Annotated in this window: 19 protein-coding genes and 1 tRNA gene; 14 read left to right on the top strand and 6 right to left on the bottom strand. The window is 49.0% G+C overall.

The genetic code is table 11. From position 1 onward, the window contains the following. The 4 genes from LUQ50_RS14700 to LUQ50_RS14685 form a co-directional block, all read right to left on the bottom strand. Window positions 1-342 (bottom strand): NUDIX hydrolase (locus LUQ50_RS14700; RefSeq protein WP_300040960.1); only part of this gene is annotated, 342 nt, incomplete at its 3' end. 3 nt (window positions 343-345) lie between these two features. Next, on the bottom strand, window positions 346-1,008 hold the full coding sequence (queC, locus tag LUQ50_RS14695) for a 7-cyano-7-deazaguanine synthase QueC (protein WP_300040958.1): 663 nt from the start codon (window positions 1,006-1,008) through the stop codon (window positions 346-348). Then, window positions 1,009-1,620 (bottom strand): radical SAM protein, encoded by a 612-nt coding sequence (locus LUQ50_RS14690; protein ID WP_300040956.1) that lies wholly within the window; start codon window positions 1,618-1,620, stop codon window positions 1,009-1,011. It abuts the gene before it with no gap. Continuing rightward, window positions 1,607-2,020, bottom strand: coding sequence for a 6-carboxytetrahydropterin synthase (locus LUQ50_RS14685; RefSeq protein WP_300040954.1), 414 nt, complete (start codon window positions 2,018-2,020; stop codon window positions 1,607-1,609). Before LUQ50_RS14685 ends, LUQ50_RS14690 begins: the two co-directional genes overlap by 14 nt. Window positions 2,021-2,178: 158 nt before the next feature. On the opposite strand from LUQ50_RS14685, the gene LUQ50_RS14680 reads away from it, so the two are divergent. The 5 genes from LUQ50_RS14680 (at window position 2,179) to LUQ50_RS14660 (ending at window position 6,960) form a co-directional block, all read left to right on the top strand. Then, window positions 2,179-2,607, top strand: coding sequence for a 30S ribosomal protein S12 (locus LUQ50_RS14680; protein ID WP_300040962.1), 429 nt, complete (start codon window positions 2,179-2,181; stop codon window positions 2,605-2,607). Window positions 2,608-2,612: 5 nt separating this feature from the next. Further along, on the top strand, window positions 2,613-3,200 hold the full coding sequence (locus LUQ50_RS14675; protein WP_300040952.1) for a 30S ribosomal protein S7: 588 nt from the start codon (window positions 2,613-2,615) through the stop codon (window positions 3,198-3,200). A 44-nt stretch (window positions 3,201-3,244) separates the two neighbouring features. Next, window positions 3,245-5,440, top strand: coding sequence for an elongation factor EF-2 (locus LUQ50_RS14670; RefSeq protein ID WP_300040950.1), 2,196 nt, complete (start codon window positions 3,245-3,247; stop codon window positions 5,438-5,440). 185 nt (window positions 5,441-5,625) lie between these two features. Then, complete coding sequence (locus LUQ50_RS14665) at window positions 5,626-6,465, top strand: hypothetical protein (protein ID WP_300040948.1); 840 nt, start codon at window positions 5,626-5,628, stop codon at window positions 6,463-6,465. Window positions 6,466-6,477: 12 nt separating this feature from the next. After that, window positions 6,478-6,960, top strand: a complete 483-nt coding sequence (locus LUQ50_RS14660; RefSeq protein ID WP_300040946.1) for a HEAT repeat domain-containing protein — start codon at window positions 6,478-6,480, stop codon at window positions 6,958-6,960. Here the strand turns inward: LUQ50_RS14660 and metG are convergent, their stop codons facing one another. Then, on the bottom strand, window positions 6,961-8,952 hold the full coding sequence (gene metG, locus LUQ50_RS14655; RefSeq protein WP_300040944.1) for a methionine--tRNA ligase: 1,992 nt from the start codon (window positions 8,950-8,952) through the stop codon (window positions 6,961-6,963). It abuts the gene before it with no gap. 42 nt (window positions 8,953-8,994) lie between these two features. Between metG and LUQ50_RS14650 the strand changes: the two genes are divergently transcribed. Then, window positions 8,995-9,774, top strand: coding sequence for a hypothetical protein (locus LUQ50_RS14650; RefSeq protein ID WP_300040942.1), 780 nt, complete (start codon window positions 8,995-8,997; stop codon window positions 9,772-9,774). On the opposite strand, the gene LUQ50_RS14645 is transcribed toward LUQ50_RS14650, so the two are convergent. Further along, window positions 9,775-10,746 carry a phosphoesterase gene (locus tag LUQ50_RS14645; protein ID WP_300040940.1) on the bottom strand — a complete coding sequence of 324 codons (972 nt, stop codon included), beginning with the start codon at window positions 10,744-10,746 and terminating at the stop codon, window positions 9,775-9,777. 107 nt (window positions 10,747-10,853) lie between these two features. Here LUQ50_RS14645 and LUQ50_RS14640 point away from each other — a divergent pair. The 8 genes from LUQ50_RS14640 to LUQ50_RS14605 form a co-directional block, all read left to right on the top strand. After that, window positions 10,854-10,927: transfer RNA gene (locus tag LUQ50_RS14640), tRNA-Phe, on the top strand. A gap of 63 nt (window positions 10,928-10,990) precedes the next feature. Further along, entirely contained in the window at window positions 10,991-12,217 is a 1,227-nt protein-coding gene (locus LUQ50_RS14635) for a site-specific integrase (RefSeq protein ID WP_300040938.1), read from the top strand. Between the two features lie 119 nt (window positions 12,218-12,336). Next, window positions 12,337-12,474: a hypothetical protein gene (locus LUQ50_RS14630; RefSeq protein ID WP_300040936.1), complete on the top strand. Its 138-nt coding sequence runs from the start codon at window positions 12,337-12,339 to the stop codon at window positions 12,472-12,474. A 179-nt stretch (window positions 12,475-12,653) separates the two neighbouring features. Next, entirely contained in the window at window positions 12,654-13,070 is a 417-nt protein-coding gene (locus LUQ50_RS14625; protein ID WP_300040934.1) for a hypothetical protein, read from the top strand. Next, window positions 13,063-16,116 (top strand): hypothetical protein, encoded by a 3,054-nt coding sequence (locus tag LUQ50_RS14620; RefSeq protein WP_300040932.1) that lies wholly within the window; start codon window positions 13,063-13,065, stop codon window positions 16,114-16,116. The genes LUQ50_RS14625 and LUQ50_RS14620 overlap by 8 nt, the downstream gene beginning before the upstream one ends. Before the next feature lie 155 nt (window positions 16,117-16,271). Beyond that, window positions 16,272-16,454 (top strand): hypothetical protein, encoded by a 183-nt coding sequence (locus LUQ50_RS14615; RefSeq protein WP_300040930.1) that lies wholly within the window; start codon window positions 16,272-16,274, stop codon window positions 16,452-16,454. After that, the gene (locus LUQ50_RS14610; protein WP_300040928.1) at window positions 16,451-16,633 is read left to right on the top strand and encodes a hypothetical protein; all 183 of its coding nucleotides are present in this window, start codon (window positions 16,451-16,453) and stop codon (window positions 16,631-16,633) included. Before LUQ50_RS14615 ends, LUQ50_RS14610 begins: the two co-directional genes overlap by 4 nt. 332 nt (window positions 16,634-16,965) lie before the next feature. After that, window positions 16,966-17,399: TIGR04255 family protein (locus tag LUQ50_RS14605; protein ID WP_300040926.1), on the top strand; the 434-nt coding region annotated here is incomplete at its 3' end.

Genomic DNA, 17,399 nt, shown 5'->3' with positions numbered 1-17,399 from the left:
AGCTTCATAGATGAAGATCCGTTCATCAGTAAAACCGGGAGTGGTATAGATAAATCCACGGGGGATGAGTTCTCCAGCTGCAAACCCGGCTTCCTCAATCAACTCCCGGTGGGCAGTTTCAAGTGGGTCTTCCCCTGCTTCCATGGTCCCTGCCGGAGCCTCAAGAATATACTGATTGATCACAAAACGCCACTGTCGAATCAGATAACAGTGCTGTCCTTCAATGGGGAGTATCACCACCGCTCCGCTCGGTCTGACTACGACTGCCTCACGCTGGTACCCGTTGGGAAGTAAGAAGAGTGACTTCTCAATGGTGAGTCGTCTTCCTTTGTAGATCTCCATAACTCACCGGTATGGGATTGGATCATCGATCCCAATCGCTTGAAACGCCTCTTTTCTGAAGTGGCATGACCCGCAGATCCCACAGGCCGCTTCCCCATCCAGGTAACAGGACCAGGTATCTTCATACGGTACTTTTAGATCCATTCCGATCTTCAGAATCTCTGTTTTGTTAAGGTGGACAAACGGGGTCTTCAGGGAGATGTTCGTATCCGGCCGGGTTCCCAGGGCTATCACCTGCTGGAAAGCATCGATAAATTCAGGCCGGCAGTCAGGATAACCCGAGTAATCCGATGCCTGAACGCCGATATATATCGCCTCAGCGCCTCGTGACTCGGCAAAACTGGTCGCTACTGCAAGAAGGTTCGCATTCCTGAACGGAACATAGGTTTGAGGAATTCCATTCCCTGCCTCTGCATGCGATTTCACTGGAATTGAGGGATCAGTAAGGCTTGATGCCCCTACCTGGATCAGGTATGTAAGACTGACATCAAGGAATTCCACTGCGTTCAGATGCCGGGCAATCCGCTTTGCACATTCTCGTTCCTTCTCTTCAGTCCGCTGTCCATAGGTGAAGTGAAGTGCATAGATCTCATATCCCTCTGATTTTGCCAGATACGCAAGTGTGGAGGAGTCCATACCACCCGAAAGAAGACATACCGCTTTCAATTATTGTACTCCGATTACTTTGTGAAGTTGCAACTGGAACCTGACCGGCAATTTCTGATCCAGAATGAACGATACTATGTATGTTGGATCGGACCCAAAAACCGGGGACCAGAAGATCGTTCCTCTCACCGGATTATGCTTCAGAGTCTCAAGAGCATATCTGAGATCCCCTTCTGTACCAATCACGTATTTGACCGAATCTTCCTTCCTGATGTGGGTAAGAAGGTCAAGATCGCTGGTTTCCCCGGACGAAGGACACTTGACATCCATGCAGATTGTTGCGTATTGCTGGCTTGGACGAAAATCAATCGTCCCATTGGTCTCTATGCTTATCTCATGACCGGAGTCATGAAGCCTTGCCAGAAGCGCAAGGAGATCCTGCTGCTGAAGGAGTGGTTCTCCCCCGGTGATACAGACATGAGAGAGACCGGATCTGTTTACTTCCTCTGCTATTGAAGTAACATCCATCACGGTTCCACCCTCATCCTGCGCGGCAGGCGTGTCGCAGTACCGACATCGGAGATTACACCCGGCAAACCGGATGAAGAGGGTAGGATATCCGGAGAAACTCCCTTCACCCTGAATACTGGCAAATATTTCAGCGATCTTCATGAGTTAACTCTGCGTAGCAGGAAGGAGACTCCCAGACCCTGATGGTTTCAACCAGGATATTCCGGCCACTCGGGGCATATGCCGACTCGATGGAGTCACGTATCAGTTCTGCCAGGAGTTCACTGGTGGGATCTCCGGGAGTCGTAATTACCGGATGAAATTCTTCGATTCTGGGAACCATCGGATCATCCTGATTAAGAATGATCTGGTGATCATACCGGTAGACTGCTTGTTTGATCTCATTATAATCGACCAGAATATTTGTCTGATCATCAGTCTTACCTATAATCCAGATCTCAACCTTCCACCGGTGTCCGTGCAGGTTATGACATTTACCCCGATAATGGAGGAGTCGATGACTGGCATCGAAGGAGACTTCTTTGTAGAGCCTGATCTGCATATCATTATGTTAGACGGGAATACAACTATTATATTGCATAAGGGGTAACGTATACAGACAGGTTTCAAACATAGCACGGTAATACGCATCTGTCGTGCATTTGGACAAAACCTCACCGATACCCGGTGTTTCCGTCGAAATTTTTACAGAGTGATGTAATGGGACAGGGAAAATTCGCAGCACGAAAGTTAAAGCGCGACTGGCATAGGTTCCGCTGGCACGACCCGCATTTCGCCCGAACTGCAGGCGGACTGAAGTTAAAATCAGACCCTCTTGAGGGCGCGCCCCAGGGACGCGGCATTGTTCTTGAAAAGATTGGTGTTGAAGCCAAGCAGCCGAACTCTGCAATCCGGAAGTGTGTCCGTGTGCAGTTGATTAAGAACGGTCGTCAGGTCTCTGCATTTGCAGTTGGTGACGGTGCAATCAACTTCATCGACGAGCACGACGAAGTCGAGATTGAAGGCATCGGTGGCCGTCTGGGCCGTTCAATGGGAGATATCCCGGGAGTCAGATACGTGGTCACCAAGGTGAACAATGTCTGTCTTCATGAACTTGTCATAGGCAGGAAGGAGAAGCCACGCAGGTGAACGTGATGAGTGAAGAAACAGCGTCGGCCCCGGCACGCCTCCTTTTTAACAAGTGGGACGTGACTGAGGTCAATATCAAGGACCCGGGTATTGCACGGTACGTGAACCTTACCTCCATGATGGTTCCACATTCATGTGGAAGACTCACCAGGCAGGAGTTCAACAAGGCAAACATGCTGATCGTCGAGCGGCTGATCAACCAGTTGATGAGGACTGAAGTCAACACTGGAAAGAAAACCCTCGCAATCCGCATCGTTAAGGATGCCTTTGAGATCATCAACAAGAAGACCAAGAAGAATCCGGTCGAAGTTCTTGTTGAAGCGGTCGCAAATGCCGGTCCCCGTGAAGAGTCGGTCAGGCTCAAATACGGAGGAATTAATGTTCCAAAGTCTGTTGACACCGCACCCATGCGTCGTGTCAACACCGCGGTAGGACTGATCGGAGCCGGAGTATATTCCGCATCCCACAAGAAGAAAAAACCGGTTGCATCAGCCCTTGCCGAGGAACTAATCGCTGCAGCAAATGGCGATCCGAAGTGCTATTCAGTTGGCAAGCGGGAAGAACGTGAACGTGTTGCCAAGTCAGCACGTTAGAAACAGATCTCTCAATACTTTTTTCAGAGAATTTCAGGTGTAATATGAGCCGAGGGAAGAAAACGGTTGAGCGCGTCACGCAGCTCATGAACCAGCCGGAGCATATCAGAAACATCGGTATCGTCGCCCACATTGATCACGGGAAGACAACCATGTCTGATAATCTCCTGGCCGGAGCAGGAATCATCAGTGAAGAACTCGCAGGGAAAGCCTGTTGGATGGACTCTGATGCAGAAGAACAGGCACGTGGTATCACCATCGATGCATCGAACGTCTCCATGGTCCACGAGTACGAAGGGAAAGAGTACCTCATCAACATGATCGATACCCCCGGTCACGTGGACTTTGGTGGTGATGTTACCCGTGCCATGCGGGCGGTTGACGGTGCAGTCGTTCTGGTGGACGCAGTAGAAGGAACCATGCCTCAGACCGAGACTGTTCTTCGTCAGGCTCTGAAAGAACGGGTAAAACCTGTTCTGTTCATTAACAAAGTCGACCGTCTTATCAACGAACTGCAGGTTGATGAGATGGAGATGCAGATCCGGCTTGGCAAGGTAATCGACAAGGTCAACAAGCTGATCAAAGGCATGAACGAGGAGATGTACAACGCCGGGTGGAAACTCGATGCTGCACAGGGAACCGTCGCATTCGGATCTGCTCTCTATAACTGGGCAGTATCTGCGCCATTCATGAAGAAAAGCGGAGTCTCATTCAAGGATGTGTACGAGCACTGCAAAGCAGGGGAGATGAAGGCTCTTGCTAAAAAGAGTCCCCTCTGTGATTGTATCCTTGATATGGTCGTAACATTCCTGCCAGATCCGCTTGTAGCTCAAAAGCGCCGTGTCGGTGTTATCTGGCACGGGGATATCAACTCTCCGGAAGGCAAGGGAATGTACAACTGTGACCCCAATGCACCGAGTTGCATGATGGTCACTGATATCTCCTTTGATCCCCATGCCGGAGAAGTTGCAACCGGACGTCTGTTCGGTGGTAAACTCAAACGAGGAGACGAAGTCTATGTTATGCAAACTGCCAAGAAGGTCAACCGTCTTCAGCAGGTTGGTATCTTCATGGGACCGACTCGTGTTGAAGTACCAGAACTCTTTGCAGGAAATATTGCAGCAGTCACCGGTCTGAAGGATGCAGTCGTCGGGTCTACCGTATCCAGCCTGATGGATATGACCCCGTTCGAGTCACTCGAACACTACAGTGAACCGGTCGTTACCGTTGCAGTTGAAGCAAAGAACATGAAGGATCTCCCAAAACTGGTTGAAGTGCTCAGACAGGTAGCCAAGGAAGATCCAACCCTTCGTGTCAACATCAATGAAGAGACCGGCGAACACCTGATCGCAGGAATGGGAGAGCTCCACCTCGAGATTGTCACCGGCCGTATCAAGCGTGACAAAAATGTGGAGATCGTCACTTCAGAGCCGATCGTGGTGTACCGGGAAACTATCGTCGAGAAACTTGAGAGTCCGGTCGAAGGGAAATCACCGAACCGACACAACAGGTTCTACTTCATCCTTGAACCAATGCCTGACCACGTCGTTGAGTTGATCAAGAGCCACGAGATCTCGATGAACCAGGAACAACTCGAGCGCCGTGACGCTATGGTCAAGGCAGGGTTCGAGAAGGATGAGGCCAAGAATGTCAAGGATATCTACGGCACCAACATGCTTCTGGATATGACCAAAGGTATCCAGTACCTCAATGAAACCATGGAACTCATCATTGAAGGTATTCACGAGGCACTTGACGGTGGTCCACTTGCAGATGAACCGGTCCAGAACCTTCTGATGAAACTTATTGATGTGAAGCTCCACGAAGATGCTATTCACCGTGGCCCTGCACAGGTCATTCCGGCAGTCCGCAGTGCAATCAAGGCAGGACTGTTACTTGGTGGCGACTCACTCCTTGAACCGATTCAGAAACTCTATATCACGGTTCCTCAGGATTACATGGGCGGAGCAACTGCTCAGATCCAGAGCCGCCGGGGGCAGGTCTTTGATATGACCAGTGAGGGAGACACCATAACCGTCGTTGGAAAAGCACCGGTCGCCGAACTCTTCGGATTCGCCGGGGATGTCAGGTCAGCAACCGAAGGACGTGCCATGTGGAACCAGGAATTTGCTGGATTTGAGCTCATTCCTGCAGGCATGGTTAAGGAAGTAGTTCTTGAGATCCGCAAGCGCAAGGGTCTCAAAGAAGAGATGCCTAAACCTTCAGATTACCTCGCGTAACCTGAACCCTAATTCATCACTCCTTTTTAATCTCGTTTATATTATATTATTTTCCAATAATTCTTTTAATTCTTCGTTATTTTCCAAGATATAATAAGGAAGGTATATATCGATGACAGACAAAATGTTCCTGACCAGTCATAATCTGGGGTTAGATGGTCAGACATCTGATGGGGTTGATAAGAATGAATAACAGAGATTTGGGTAGACTTTGCGCCCTGCTCATGATTGGCCTGCTTCTCCTGCCGGGGTTTGCAGCAGCGATACGGCCAACATCGGCACTCTATGATAAAACAGGCATCACATCTACGATTGATGCCACCTGTATCGGCAGTCTCATGGTCGATCATGACATGGAGTGGCGCCAGACAAATGCACCTGAAGGGAGTGTACACAATACACAACTGGTAGGTGATGAAGTGCGGACTGATACCACCTATGCGGAGGATACATTAGCTGCACGGGGGACCACGAGATACACCAAGGATTTCAGCATGGATGGATCCAATGCTTCTGCTGGATCTGATAATCTCGGGGTCAGGCATACCATGAATTACCTTGCCGATGAGAGTCAGGGTGGTTCGATGTGGTATGATGAGCGGGGCACGATCAGTCAGTGGGGTAGAGGTACCAACAACAACACTGAGGTGCAGTGTGTATTTGCATCAGGATCTAATGGAGCAGGAGGATTCGGTGGATACGTTCAGGCGGGCAGTCTTATGAACGTAAAGGAAGTCGCTGCAGTCACTCAGATGGGTGGACGAATGATCTCTTCCAACGATAAAACTCCAGTCAATCTGCGATATGCATTTGATGCACAAGGTGTGGATTCTGATACCAAAGATAAGCTGGCAACCGGTACAGCATCGGTGTATCAGTACACACACTTTGATACCTATGACAAGAATCCGGCAACTTCGACTCCTCTAGGTAATACCACTACCTCGATCAGTGATGATCAGATAACAACAGTAGACGGGCTGTTCGACCTGGCGCAGACGGTTGGATACACCTCTACCTACTAACCTCTTTTTTTTATGAACGTGAATACATCCAATCAGGTAGCTGATCTGATCAAAGGTTTTTATCACCCGGATAAACAGTACCGGGCTTCATGTTGTAAGAATATTGTTCACTTTGGGAGTGATGCTATCCCTTCTCTTCTTCCACTCCTGAACGATGCTGACTGGAGGGTAAGATATCGGGCTGCAGAAACACTCGGATTATTGCACGCTGAAGCCGCAGTAATGAATCTGTTATCCGCATGTGATGACGAAAAAGACCATGTGCGATACATGGCTGCAAAATCCCTTGGTGCTATCAAAAGTCAGCAGGCAGTACCAACGTTGATCCGTCTCCTCACCGATGAACATCCTTATACCCGGGGGATCGCGGCAACAGGTCTTCTGGCTATCGGCGATCCGCAGGGAATATCAGGAGTTTCATCAGCGATCCAACAAGAGAGCGATCCGGTGATTAAAGAAAAGATGAAGCAGAGCCTCAATGCTCTGAATTTATGATTATCTGATTTTTGTACCTGGTTCAACCGGTTTTAAGGGTACGAGCAGAGAGGCTTCGTCCCCGGCAGCGAGGATCATCCCATTACTCTCGATTCCAAATATCTTCGCTGGTTTGAGGTTCATGATTACTACTACATCTTTCCCAACCAGGTCTTCCGGGGCATAAAATTGTGCGATTCCACTGACTATCTGCCGGGTTTCAGTTCCAAACCCAACCTGTAGTTTCAGAAGTTTTGTTGATTTCGGCACTGATTCAGCCGACAATACTCTGCCGGTTTTCAATTCCATCTTACTGAAATCTTCGATACTTATCATGTTATCAGACTGTGGTATAGCGGTAAGGGCATCAATGCGTTGCCTGAATGAGACATCAAGGGCATTGATCTGTTTCTCATCAAGTTTTTCAAACAGTATTGAAGGCTGGGGAAGTGAACCCGGCGTAAGGTCTGTCAATGCTTCGTTTAAACCTGCCTGCGAAATATCAGTGGTCATACCCAGTTGCTCCCAGAGTTTTCCAGCCCTTTCAGGCATAACCGGTTCAATAAACAATGCTAAAGCCTTCGCAATCTGGAGAGAATTACGCATTACCAGAGCCATAGCAGGAATATCTGTCTTTGCAAGTTTCCAAGGCTCCTGAGTCTGCACATAGGTATTCCCATAGGCAGCAAGAGCAAGGATAGCATCAATTGCTCCTTTGAAGTCATATGATTCAACAAGGTCTGATACTGTTCTGATAGTCTCAGTAATTCTCTCTTTGATAACCTGGTCTACCGGTACATCAGGCACACCACCGAACTGCTTGTGGGAGAGATGAACTGAACGATACACAAAGTTGCCAAGGGTGTTGACGACTTCACTGTTAACCCGCTCAAGGAATAATTTCCAGGAGAAGTTCATCTCTTTGGTATGACTGGTATAGGTCAGGATATAGTACCGGAGATAATCACTGGGGAGACCCTGATCCAGATAATCATCATTTGTCCATACCACATACCCCCGGGACTTTGAAAACTTATGATCATCAATCTTGACCATCCCTGAAGCAACAACCGCATAAGGTCTTCCATATCCGGCCCCTTTCAACATCGCCGGCCAGAAGACACAGTGATGATACGTGATATCCTGGCCGATGAAATGAGTAATTCTGGCTTTATCGTCACACCAGTAATCTTTCCAGTCAGCCCCGGCATCCTGGGCCCATTCCTCGGTAAACCCGATGTATCCGATCGGTGCATCAACCCAGACATAGACGACCAGATCATCGTGACCTGGAAATTTCACCCCCCATTCCAGAGTCCTGGTGATACACCAGTCACGAAGGTCATCATTGACCCAGCCTAGTGCATAGTTGATGGCGTTGTCTGTTCCCTTCAGATCCTTAAGAAAATCTTTAAGGTAATCCTGAAACGCTGACAACCTGAAGAAATAGTGCTCCTGTTCTCTGAACTCAGCAGCCGATCCGCAGATCTTACAGGTTGGTTTCAGAAGTTCACCGGGTTCCAGATGCTTTCCGCATCCTTGATCACATTCATCACCGCGAGCCGGTTTGCTGCAATGAGGGCAGATCCCTTCGAGGTATCGATCAGGGAGGAATTTTTTGCAGTTAGGGCAATATGCCTGCTGAATGATCTTCGGATAGACATATCCTGCATCAATCAGCCTGCTAACGATATGAGTGGTACGGGCATGGGTAGCCGGATCATCAGTCATACCAAAATGATCAAAGGCAATGTTCATGCGTTTGAAGGTCTCTGCAAAGTGGGAATGATATCGTTCAGAGATCTTCCGCGGTGTTACCCCTTCTGCTTCAGCACTGACTACTATGGGAGTTCCGTGATTATCAGAACCACAGACAAAAACCGCCTGCTCTCCTTTTCTCCGCATAAACCGGACGTAAAAATCAGCGGGAACATACGTCCGGAGATGGCCGAGATGACAAGGACCGTTGGTATAGGGCAGTCCACAGGTAACTAACAGAGGCCGGCTGTTCATCACTACATTTTTGGGATTGCTATTATAAATAAGATCATCAGAATGAGGAAAAAAATCCGGTTTAATACGATATCTCTCGGATCAGAGCCCGATCAACCGGATATAGATGAACTCATCCCATTTATCAGAACCATGCGGGATCAGGAAGCTGATCTTATCTCCTTTTATCTGGCACGCTCTCTCGAACTACAACTTGAAGCAGGGATTACTTCCCCCGGTGCAGGAGGGCGTTTCATGCAGTCGCGGTTTCAGGATGCCATAATCTGTTCATCTGACGGATATCAGACCAATCTGCAATCATTTGCTACTGATGCCAGGATGATGACTCTGACTGCAGGTCCTGTCAGATCAATACTGCCAGGTCCCGGGCTAATTCCAGGATCTCCCGATCCCGAAGATGAAGAACAATACGCAGATTACTCCGATGCATATACTGAGATACTCAGAACCATGCGGGATAATTTCATATCCGGTCATCTCCTCCATGTTCTGGATGTCTGCCCGATTGATGAAGAGCGGATTGCCTCACAAAAGACAACGTTTGTAGTTCCTGATGGAAATATCGATGTTCAGTCGAGAATTCTCGAATTTCAGAGCAGGATCGCACTTACCAGTAACCGGACCGGACTGCTCGATGAACTTATGGATCAGTACGACATCAGAACCCTCTTTCTTATAGATCCAGATGAAAAGGGTTACAAAAAAGCACTGGAACACCTGGATCCTGAACAGATCACTCTCGGAGGATACGCGTGCGGTTCTGAAGATCAGTACTGGAAAGATGTTGCTGGAGCTGCCACAACAACAATTTCTCAGGGCTGATTATTGTGACTCTGCAACCACAGATATCTTCTGAAAGTATCTGTTCTTTTTGAAAATTTTCAATTGGACCTTATCCCAGAATGAAAACCGGAAAAATCCCCCGGCGGCATGAGGATGACCTCCGCCTCCGAACTCCCGGGCGATGAGATGACTGATAGGAGTAACTGACCTGATTGAGAATTTTCCTGAATCTGATACCAGAACTTCAATGTCGGTTTTTAGTTCTTTGCGAATATACGCAGCAGTCTCACTCGGATACCCGTACATCGGGCTAACTGCTATCCGATACTTGGTACCAAGGACACTGGCAGATCGACGGGTCCGGTCCATCACCCGTTGCATCTCCCGCATGATCTCCTGATATTCACTCCTGATCTGCCCGTCATCAAATACACCCATCATCAGCATATCACGAACATGCTCGCGATTCTTGTCCCGTTGGAGTACTAGCCCGAGGACGCCGGATCTGGGATCTTTGTGTTTCCAGAGATCGTAATCACAAACCACCAGCGCAATCTCTTCAGCGATCACATCATCAGGTGCTAGATCAGCGGTACAGATTCCACAGGCACACCGCCCGGTATCAATATGCAGATGATCCACGATCTTGCGTATCAACCCGATTTCATCCTCATTCCACCGGTGATGATCACGCCATTCGATCCGCCAACCCCGCTGTTTAATCTTGCGCAGGTGCTGCTCAACCCCCCTTCGGTAGGAGAGATCGCTGATACTCAAAGTATCCCCGTTACCTGCAATTTGAGAGATAATATCCAGATACAGGGGGAATTTTCCTACCGAACTCCAGAGCGTGTGGACACCCTCTTTCCTGAACCTGATCCGATGTACAGCATCGGCACCAACAGCATCAAAGTCATTATGGGTAAGATGAACAATATGAGCGGTCCGAAGGGCAATATCTGCAGATATCGATGCGACATCAGGCCCATTCTTCCGCTTTCTGAAGAACATTACCATAATTTCTGGTTTCTGAACCAGATAATACGAGCGATTCAGGATTGATCTTCAGAGGAAAAACAGAATATTTATTAGTCCAGTAACCCTATCTGTATAGTCGCGCCTCAGTAGCTCAGACTGGGAGAGCGCCAGACTGAAGATCTGGTTGTCCCCGGTTCAAATCCGGGCTGGGGCATATGGACATTATGTCCAATCCTCACCACAAAACCCTTTACGTATAGACTTCCGACAGGAACGTATGGTGTCCCAAACCATACAAGAGCGAGGCAGTATCTTCAACTGCATCAAATGCGACTATGATACTCGCTCTCTATCAAAAGCTATTTTAGATGGACGTATAACATCCGAAGATGCTGATATCATCTCCCGATTTGTTTCCGAGCGCAAGGTCACCAAGGACATTGGGATCAAGCGGGCTCAGAAGATTGTCTTCAACCTGGTAACATGGCGTCGCTTCATCGGACCATTCCTGGATAATGATCTTCTCGCATTATACCGGGGCATCGAAGCCATGAAGAACGGGACCACTCTGAAAGGAACACCATTCTCCTCCCAGACGAAACACGATCTTGTCACCATCATCAAGACCTTTTATCGCTGGCTCATTGATGAGAACCTATCCTCTATCCCGGAAAAGAAACTATCCGCAATACGAACGCCTGCACGAGAGACGGTAAAATCAGCAGAAGACCTCCTCTCACCGGATGAGATCAAAGCCCTCATAGCCACCTGCTCGAATCCCCGGGACCGGGCACTCATCTCCATGACATACGAGGGAGGCTTTCGAATCGGAGAGATCGGCAACATGCAATGGCGTGATCTCAAATTTGACGGGACCGGTGTTGCGGTCACTGTCACCTTCAAGACCCATAAAACCCGGTATATCAGACTCGTCTTCTCCAAAGAGCACCTCATCAAATGGAAAAGTGATTACCCGGGCGAACCCTCCGGAGAGAATTTTGTCTTTCTCAATAAATTCGGGCAACCAATGACCTACCCAGCTCTGGCAAAACAAATCAGACGAATATCGGAGCGGAGCGGAATCAACCGGATATTCACGCCACATATCTTCAGACATTCACGAATCACGCACCTGGCTCAGGCAGGAGTGAATGAATCGGTGATCAAACTCATGATGTGGGGTTCACTCAAAACAAAGGAGTTCGCCACCTATGCCCACCTGACCGGCGGAGACATCGATAAAGAACTCTTCAAACTCTATGGAATAGAACCGGCAGCAGCTCAGAACATTGGTGATCAGATGGAACCAAGAATCTGCTCCCATTGCCATGAGCCGAATAGCGCAATCTCAAAACATTGTCATATTTGTGGACAAGCCTTAACCGGGGATTTACTTTCCACCGATAAAGAAGTTCAGGAATTTTTCCTCGCACATTCAGATACACTTCGAAAATATCTTGAGTTCATTGCAGGGAATAACACTGCAATGGCCTCCCATATTTAAGATTAATACTACTATTTTTAATATTAGACCGGATTGTTTAAGAGAGAAGATGATCAACCCCTGTAGGTCGTGATCGGGTCATAAAGGGTTTCCCGGTTCGTCATTATGTGGTGAGTCTTTTGAATGTAGTAACGGCCATCGAAAAAGAATTGATCGATGCATATGAGCTCAGAACAGGGTTCAAGGGCATTGGTGAATTCTTTGCACAAGAGGGGCTGCTCCAGATCATCGGAGGAGAACCGTGCCAGGAAAGATAGTATCCCCCACCGATAATACAGTTGGCGCCGCGTTATGGATGGGGAGACGTGAGTATGGGCTTTCGAAGCTCATAAGTTTTTTTGACTATCGATCACACCTGCGGAGCACATCATGAAACATCCGGAAAGATGCCGGAATGTATCAATTACATTCGACAGACACCGGGGAAAAATTAAATGTGCAAATCAAGGAGCGTCATGTACTCGCGATTATTGCGATCATGCCGGCTCTGTCACGCGGGGAGATCATGCAGCTGGAAAGTAACTACTCCGGGCGTGCCGCAGAGCAACACGTTCGGAGTATGCTCCATATCCTTGGGTATGACTCCGTCAGGGTGCTCAGTCCAGGCAGCCCGATCAATCTTATCGCATGGAAGAATAGAGCCGATATTCTCTGTATTCAGGTCAGACTGTCCCGGAGTTTTCAGGGGCACGAAGCCTATCAGGAGCATATCAGGAGCCTCATCCATCTGGCACGGACAGGGAATCTCCCCGGTGATCTACAGCTCTGGCTGAGAACCCGGAAAGATTGGACACGGTACGCAATCTCTCCGTACGGAGCGATGCCGATACCCCTGGAGAGGCCGCATGTCTAATGACATTCTCTCGGCGGTAACGGTGCTCTTTCAGCCAGGTCAGGTCGTTGAAGTCAGGGCGATTGGGGAGTACAACACCGCCTCCGGATACTTCGATGATCCGGTTCAGCTTGCTGAGAAGGCAGCCCTCCTCAACAAGGACACTGCCATCCAGGGAATTTATGTCACCCTGAACCGGATCAACCCGGTTCTCCTGGCACGGCGTGCCAACCGAATCAAGGCGAAACTCGGGAAGAAGGATGCCAGTACCGCAGACTCGGATATCATTCACCGGGACTGGCTCCCAATCGACATCGACCCGGTGCGACCATCCGGGGTATCATCCTCTGAGGAGGAACATACCGCAGCTCTCGCAAAGGCTGAGAAGATCGCTGCCTACCTTACTGAGATGGGATGGCCTGATCCGGTGATAGGGGACAGTGGGAACGGGGCTCATCTGCTCTACCGGATTGAACTCCCCAATGACCCGGCTGCCAGGGACCTGGTGAAGGGATGCCTTGAGTCTCTGAGCACTCTCTTTTCTGATGACCGTTGCCATGTCGATACTGCCAACTTCAACGCGGCTCGTATCTGGAAATTATACGGGACTATCTCACGGAAAGGAGATAACACACCGGACCGCCCTCACCGGAAGTCAGGTCTGATCGCTGCTCCGGAGGAGATCGTGATCGTCTCCGAAGAGATGCTGCAGCATCTGGCCGGACTCTTTCCCAAAGAGATCGAACCGCCGAAGCGAACAAAGACCGGGCAGGCAATTGACCTGCCGCAGTGGTTATCCACTCATGGAATTGGATACGAAGAGCGGCCCTATCAGGGTGGGGCGCTTTTTGTTTTGGATGAGTGTCCGTTCTCCGGTGACCACAAGGACGGGGCGTATGCCATTCAGTTTCAAAGTGGTGCGATCTTCGCGGGTTGCCATCACAACTCCTGCGGGGGAGGTACTCAGCGATGGAGCGAACTACGTGAACGGTATGAAGGGAAGTCCGCATCCCGGACGAGAAAGACCTCATCCGGTGATGGAAAACGCGTTTCGAAACGAGAACAGAAGAAGCAGATTCTTGAGGACGCGAAGTCATCCCCGGTCCCGGAGATCGCTGAAGAGGCCGGAGCCATTCTCCGGGATGGTGATCCGCTCACGTTCATCCTTGACACCTTCAACCAGGAGCATGAAGGTGACCGGGTGGTTGCCGAGTGTATGGCGATGTCACTCGCCTCCCGGTCGGTCATCAACTCAAAAGGTCTGCATGTCTCGATCACCGGTGAGTCAGGAAAAGGGAAGAGTCACACCATCGACACGATGCTGCAGTTCATCCCGCCCGCTTACCGGATTGATGGCCGGATGAGTGACAAGGCTCTCTTTTACATTGACAACATGAAGCCGGGAACGGTGATCGCCCTGGATGATGTCTTCCTGTCTGACCAAATGCAAGAAATACTCAAAGGGGTCACCACCAGTTTTCAGAAAGATTTCATGTACCACACCGTTTCCAAGGACCGAACCGGTCAGGTCTGCATCATTCCGGAGCGGTGCATCTGGTGGGTTGCCAAGGTCGAAGGAGCCGGAGATGATCAGGTCTTCAACCGGATGCTCACCTGCTGGATCGATGACAGTGAGGAGCAGGATCAGAAAGTCCTCACCCGGTCACTTGCCGAGGCCGAGAAGATACCGGACACCAAGCCGAAGACCAGACAGGAGATTCTGATCGCTCAGGAGATGTGGCTGCAGCTTCAGCCGGTGTGGGTTGTCATCCCGTATGCTTCACGCATCAGGTTTCAGAATGCGACCAACCGCAGAAACCCGGACATGCTTCTGGACCTGATCAAGACCCAGGCAGCACTTCGGCAATATCAGCGGGAGTCGGGCGAAGTGGATGGGATGCGGTATATCGTGGCGACCCGGGAAGACTTCACCGAGGCAGCGAGACTCTTCCAGGCCTTGAACGGTGAGACCGGAGGACAGATTACCAAACTCACCCGAAAAGAGGCTGAACTGATTGAATCGATCAAATCTCTGAACCTGCAGGAGATGACGATCACTCAGCTGCAGAAAGCAACCGGGTGGACGAACAGCACCATCAACAAACTCTTCCACGGGTATCAGTCACGGGGTCAGAGTTACACCGGTCTTCTGGAGAAGTGTCCGGCGATCTCATTTCTTGACCGGACCGTCAGCACCGGTGATGACGGAGTAAATACCCAGCGACGAGCGAAGGTCTTCACCTGGGATATCTACCTATACGAATCCTGGGCTCAAGGGTGCTCGGTCTGGGTAGATGGTGATGATTTCGGTCCAGATAGGTCTCCGGATAGCGGTGATAATCCGGGCGGAAGAGCGGAAGAAGATCAAAGATGCGGCAAGAGAGCGGGGGCTTCCGCCCAAATTCGGGATGAGAATACACCAGAGAATCAGAAAGAAGGAAAGAATTACTTAGATAAAAATAAGAGAGCGGAAACAGGTGAAAGATCAGAGCTCGCCGATTCATCAGCTTATCGATCATCTGACGCTGGTCATGATCTCCATTCTTCCGCTCACACCGGTGAACCAACAGCAGTTCATTCTGATTCACCGAAACGGGGGGCGAATGTCAGAGAGGAAGTCCCCGCCAAAACCGGTCCATCTTCCGCTCTCCCGCCCGATACTCAGGAACATATACCGATGAAACTGGCAGAGGTGAAGATCGAGGAGTTCATATCAGTTGAAGGGTGGCCGAACCGGAAACCCTGCTCGGTATGTGGGAAGGGTCACACGTACTATCAGGAACGGATGACCAGGGAGCGATTGCAACAGCCACCGAGGCCGAACCGGATGCTCTGCAAGAATTGTTATGACCGAGCAAAACGGCGGGTATCAAAACAGTTCACCACGATTCCAGGAACGATAGACACCACAGTGATGATTAAAACCGGGACTGACCTGGGGAGATGTCATGTGTGTAACACCTCACGGGTTGTTTGGTGGGATGCAGAGCAGCATCTGGGATTGTGTGACCAGTGCTATGTGAGAGAAGTTCAAGTTACAGAAAAACGTGGTATTCAGGGAAAATAGATGTTCATGATGTATATCGGCCCCTATCTGATCATGGGGTCATGGAAGTGGATAGGGTTTGGAGCATACGGACCGTTCCCGGAGTCGGGTGATTTCCGGGGAGAGATATTCTGGTCACGATACAATTTCGGATTTTTTAGTGTCCGGAGATTTGGATGAGGCCGGCCACCAATTGTTGTGCTGCCAGGCAGTGTCCTCATCTCGTGTGGGAGATGATCGGTCCGACCCAGAATCGGAGACGGGGGAAGCGGCGGAGAATATGCCAGATAGCCGGGACAGTTTCGAGTTATCTGAACTCCTGCCCTTCTGGTCTGCTCTCTGAACGGGTGAGTTCATGAGTCTCTGGCCAAGGGCTCATGCCACCCATTGCAGGGAGAGAAAATGCCCGCATCTTACCCGGAAAGATTGGAAGTCCGGTAGAAGGTTGTACTGTAGTTTGTTCAAGCAGCAGATATCCAAGGTCAGGATTGAGGACTGTCCGGAAGTAGAGGAGAAGGAGGGAGATGATGAGGGGTGAGCGGTGAGATTAGGAAGGATCTTAGACGGGTAAAGCTCCGGGAGAATCAGCAGCGGTAATATGAGTTGAAATGGGAAATATCAATTGTATATAGAGTAAGAGGTGAGATAAGGCCTTGATTTTTTATTTATCGCACCAAAGGATATCAGATCCAAACGGAAATTGATTGTTGTATTTATGGTAATCTCTTTCAAGTGATACAAGAGTAGTGGGTGAGACTAGTCCGAGTCGAATCTAGGCTGGACTAATTTATTCTAGTGGATGAGCTTGACCAGCCCCTATTATTCATAAAATCAAAGATTACATAAGTCATTGTATGCATAAACTCAATCATGACAAACAATACATATAAAAATAATTTCATAGATCAAGTAATCATCCGATATGATTTCGTTGCGCCTATAGTCGATTTTGATAATGGATTGCCAATCGAGTTAAGAAATATAATTATTTCTAAATTTCCAATTGTCGAAACCCTTAAATCATCAATACTAACACCCCAAGCTCTCGGGGGAATTTTATCAGATGCCACAATATATACATTTCAATCAAATGAAAGAGAGAAAATATTAGAATTTGGTAAATCATACTGTGCAATCATATTTAAAAAATTTACATCATTTAACAATTTAATAAGTGAGATTACCCCAATCAATGAAATATTGTTTAGTCCTTCAATAAAAATATCAATTAATAGAATTGGATTGAGATTTATCAATCAGATAAACCTCCCAGGAAAAAACCCTTTGAATTGGTCAAATTATTT

The sequence above is a fragment of the Methanospirillum sp. genome (genome assembly GCF_028679455.1).
Lineage (GTDB): Archaea > Halobacteriota > Methanomicrobia > Methanomicrobiales > Methanospirillaceae > Methanospirillum.
Note: the sequence above shows the minus strand (reverse complement) of the source record. Positions and strands in the feature narration are given on the sequence as shown.

Bases quoted from the DNA above. Each gene is read 5' to 3' on its own strand.
- LUQ50_RS14650 (WP_300040942.1), top strand. From the start codon at position 8,995: ATGAGGAAAAAAATCCGGTTTAATACGATATCTCTCGGATCAGAGCCC.
- LUQ50_RS14680 (WP_300040962.1), top strand. From the start codon at position 2,179: ATGGGACAGGGAAAATTCGCAGCACGAAAGTTAAAGCGCGACTGGCAT.
- LUQ50_RS14615 (WP_300040930.1), top strand. From the start codon at position 16,272: ATGAGGCCGGCCACCAATTGTTGTGCTGCCAGGCAGTGTCCTCATCTC.
- LUQ50_RS14620 (WP_300040932.1), top strand. From the start codon at position 13,063: ATGTCTAATGACATTCTCTCGGCGGTAACGGTGCTCTTTCAGCCAGGT.
- LUQ50_RS14690 (WP_300040956.1), bottom strand. From the start codon at position 1,620: ATGAAGATCGCTGAAATATTTGCCAGTATTCAGGGTGAAGGGAGTTTC.
- LUQ50_RS14670 (WP_300040950.1), top strand. From the start codon at position 3,245: ATGAGCCGAGGGAAGAAAACGGTTGAGCGCGTCACGCAGCTCATGAAC.
- LUQ50_RS14675 (WP_300040952.1), top strand. From the start codon at position 2,613: ATGAGTGAAGAAACAGCGTCGGCCCCGGCACGCCTCCTTTTTAACAAG.
- metG (WP_300040944.1), bottom strand. From the start codon at position 8,952: ATGAACAGCCGGCCTCTGTTAGTTACCTGTGGACTGCCCTATACCAAC.
- LUQ50_RS14645 (WP_300040940.1), bottom strand. From the start codon at position 10,746: ATGTTCTTCAGAAAGCGGAAGAATGGGCCTGATGTCGCATCGATATCT.
- LUQ50_RS14665 (WP_300040948.1), top strand. From the start codon at position 5,626: ATGAATAACAGAGATTTGGGTAGACTTTGCGCCCTGCTCATGATTGGC.
- LUQ50_RS14660 (WP_300040946.1), top strand. From the start codon at position 6,478: ATGAACGTGAATACATCCAATCAGGTAGCTGATCTGATCAAAGGTTTT.
- LUQ50_RS14685 (WP_300040954.1), bottom strand. From the start codon at position 2,020: ATGCAGATCAGGCTCTACAAAGAAGTCTCCTTCGATGCCAGTCATCGA.
- LUQ50_RS14610 (WP_300040928.1), top strand. From the start codon at position 16,451: ATGAGTCTCTGGCCAAGGGCTCATGCCACCCATTGCAGGGAGAGAAAA.
- LUQ50_RS14635 (WP_300040938.1), top strand. From the start codon at position 10,991: ATGGTGTCCCAAACCATACAAGAGCGAGGCAGTATCTTCAACTGCATC.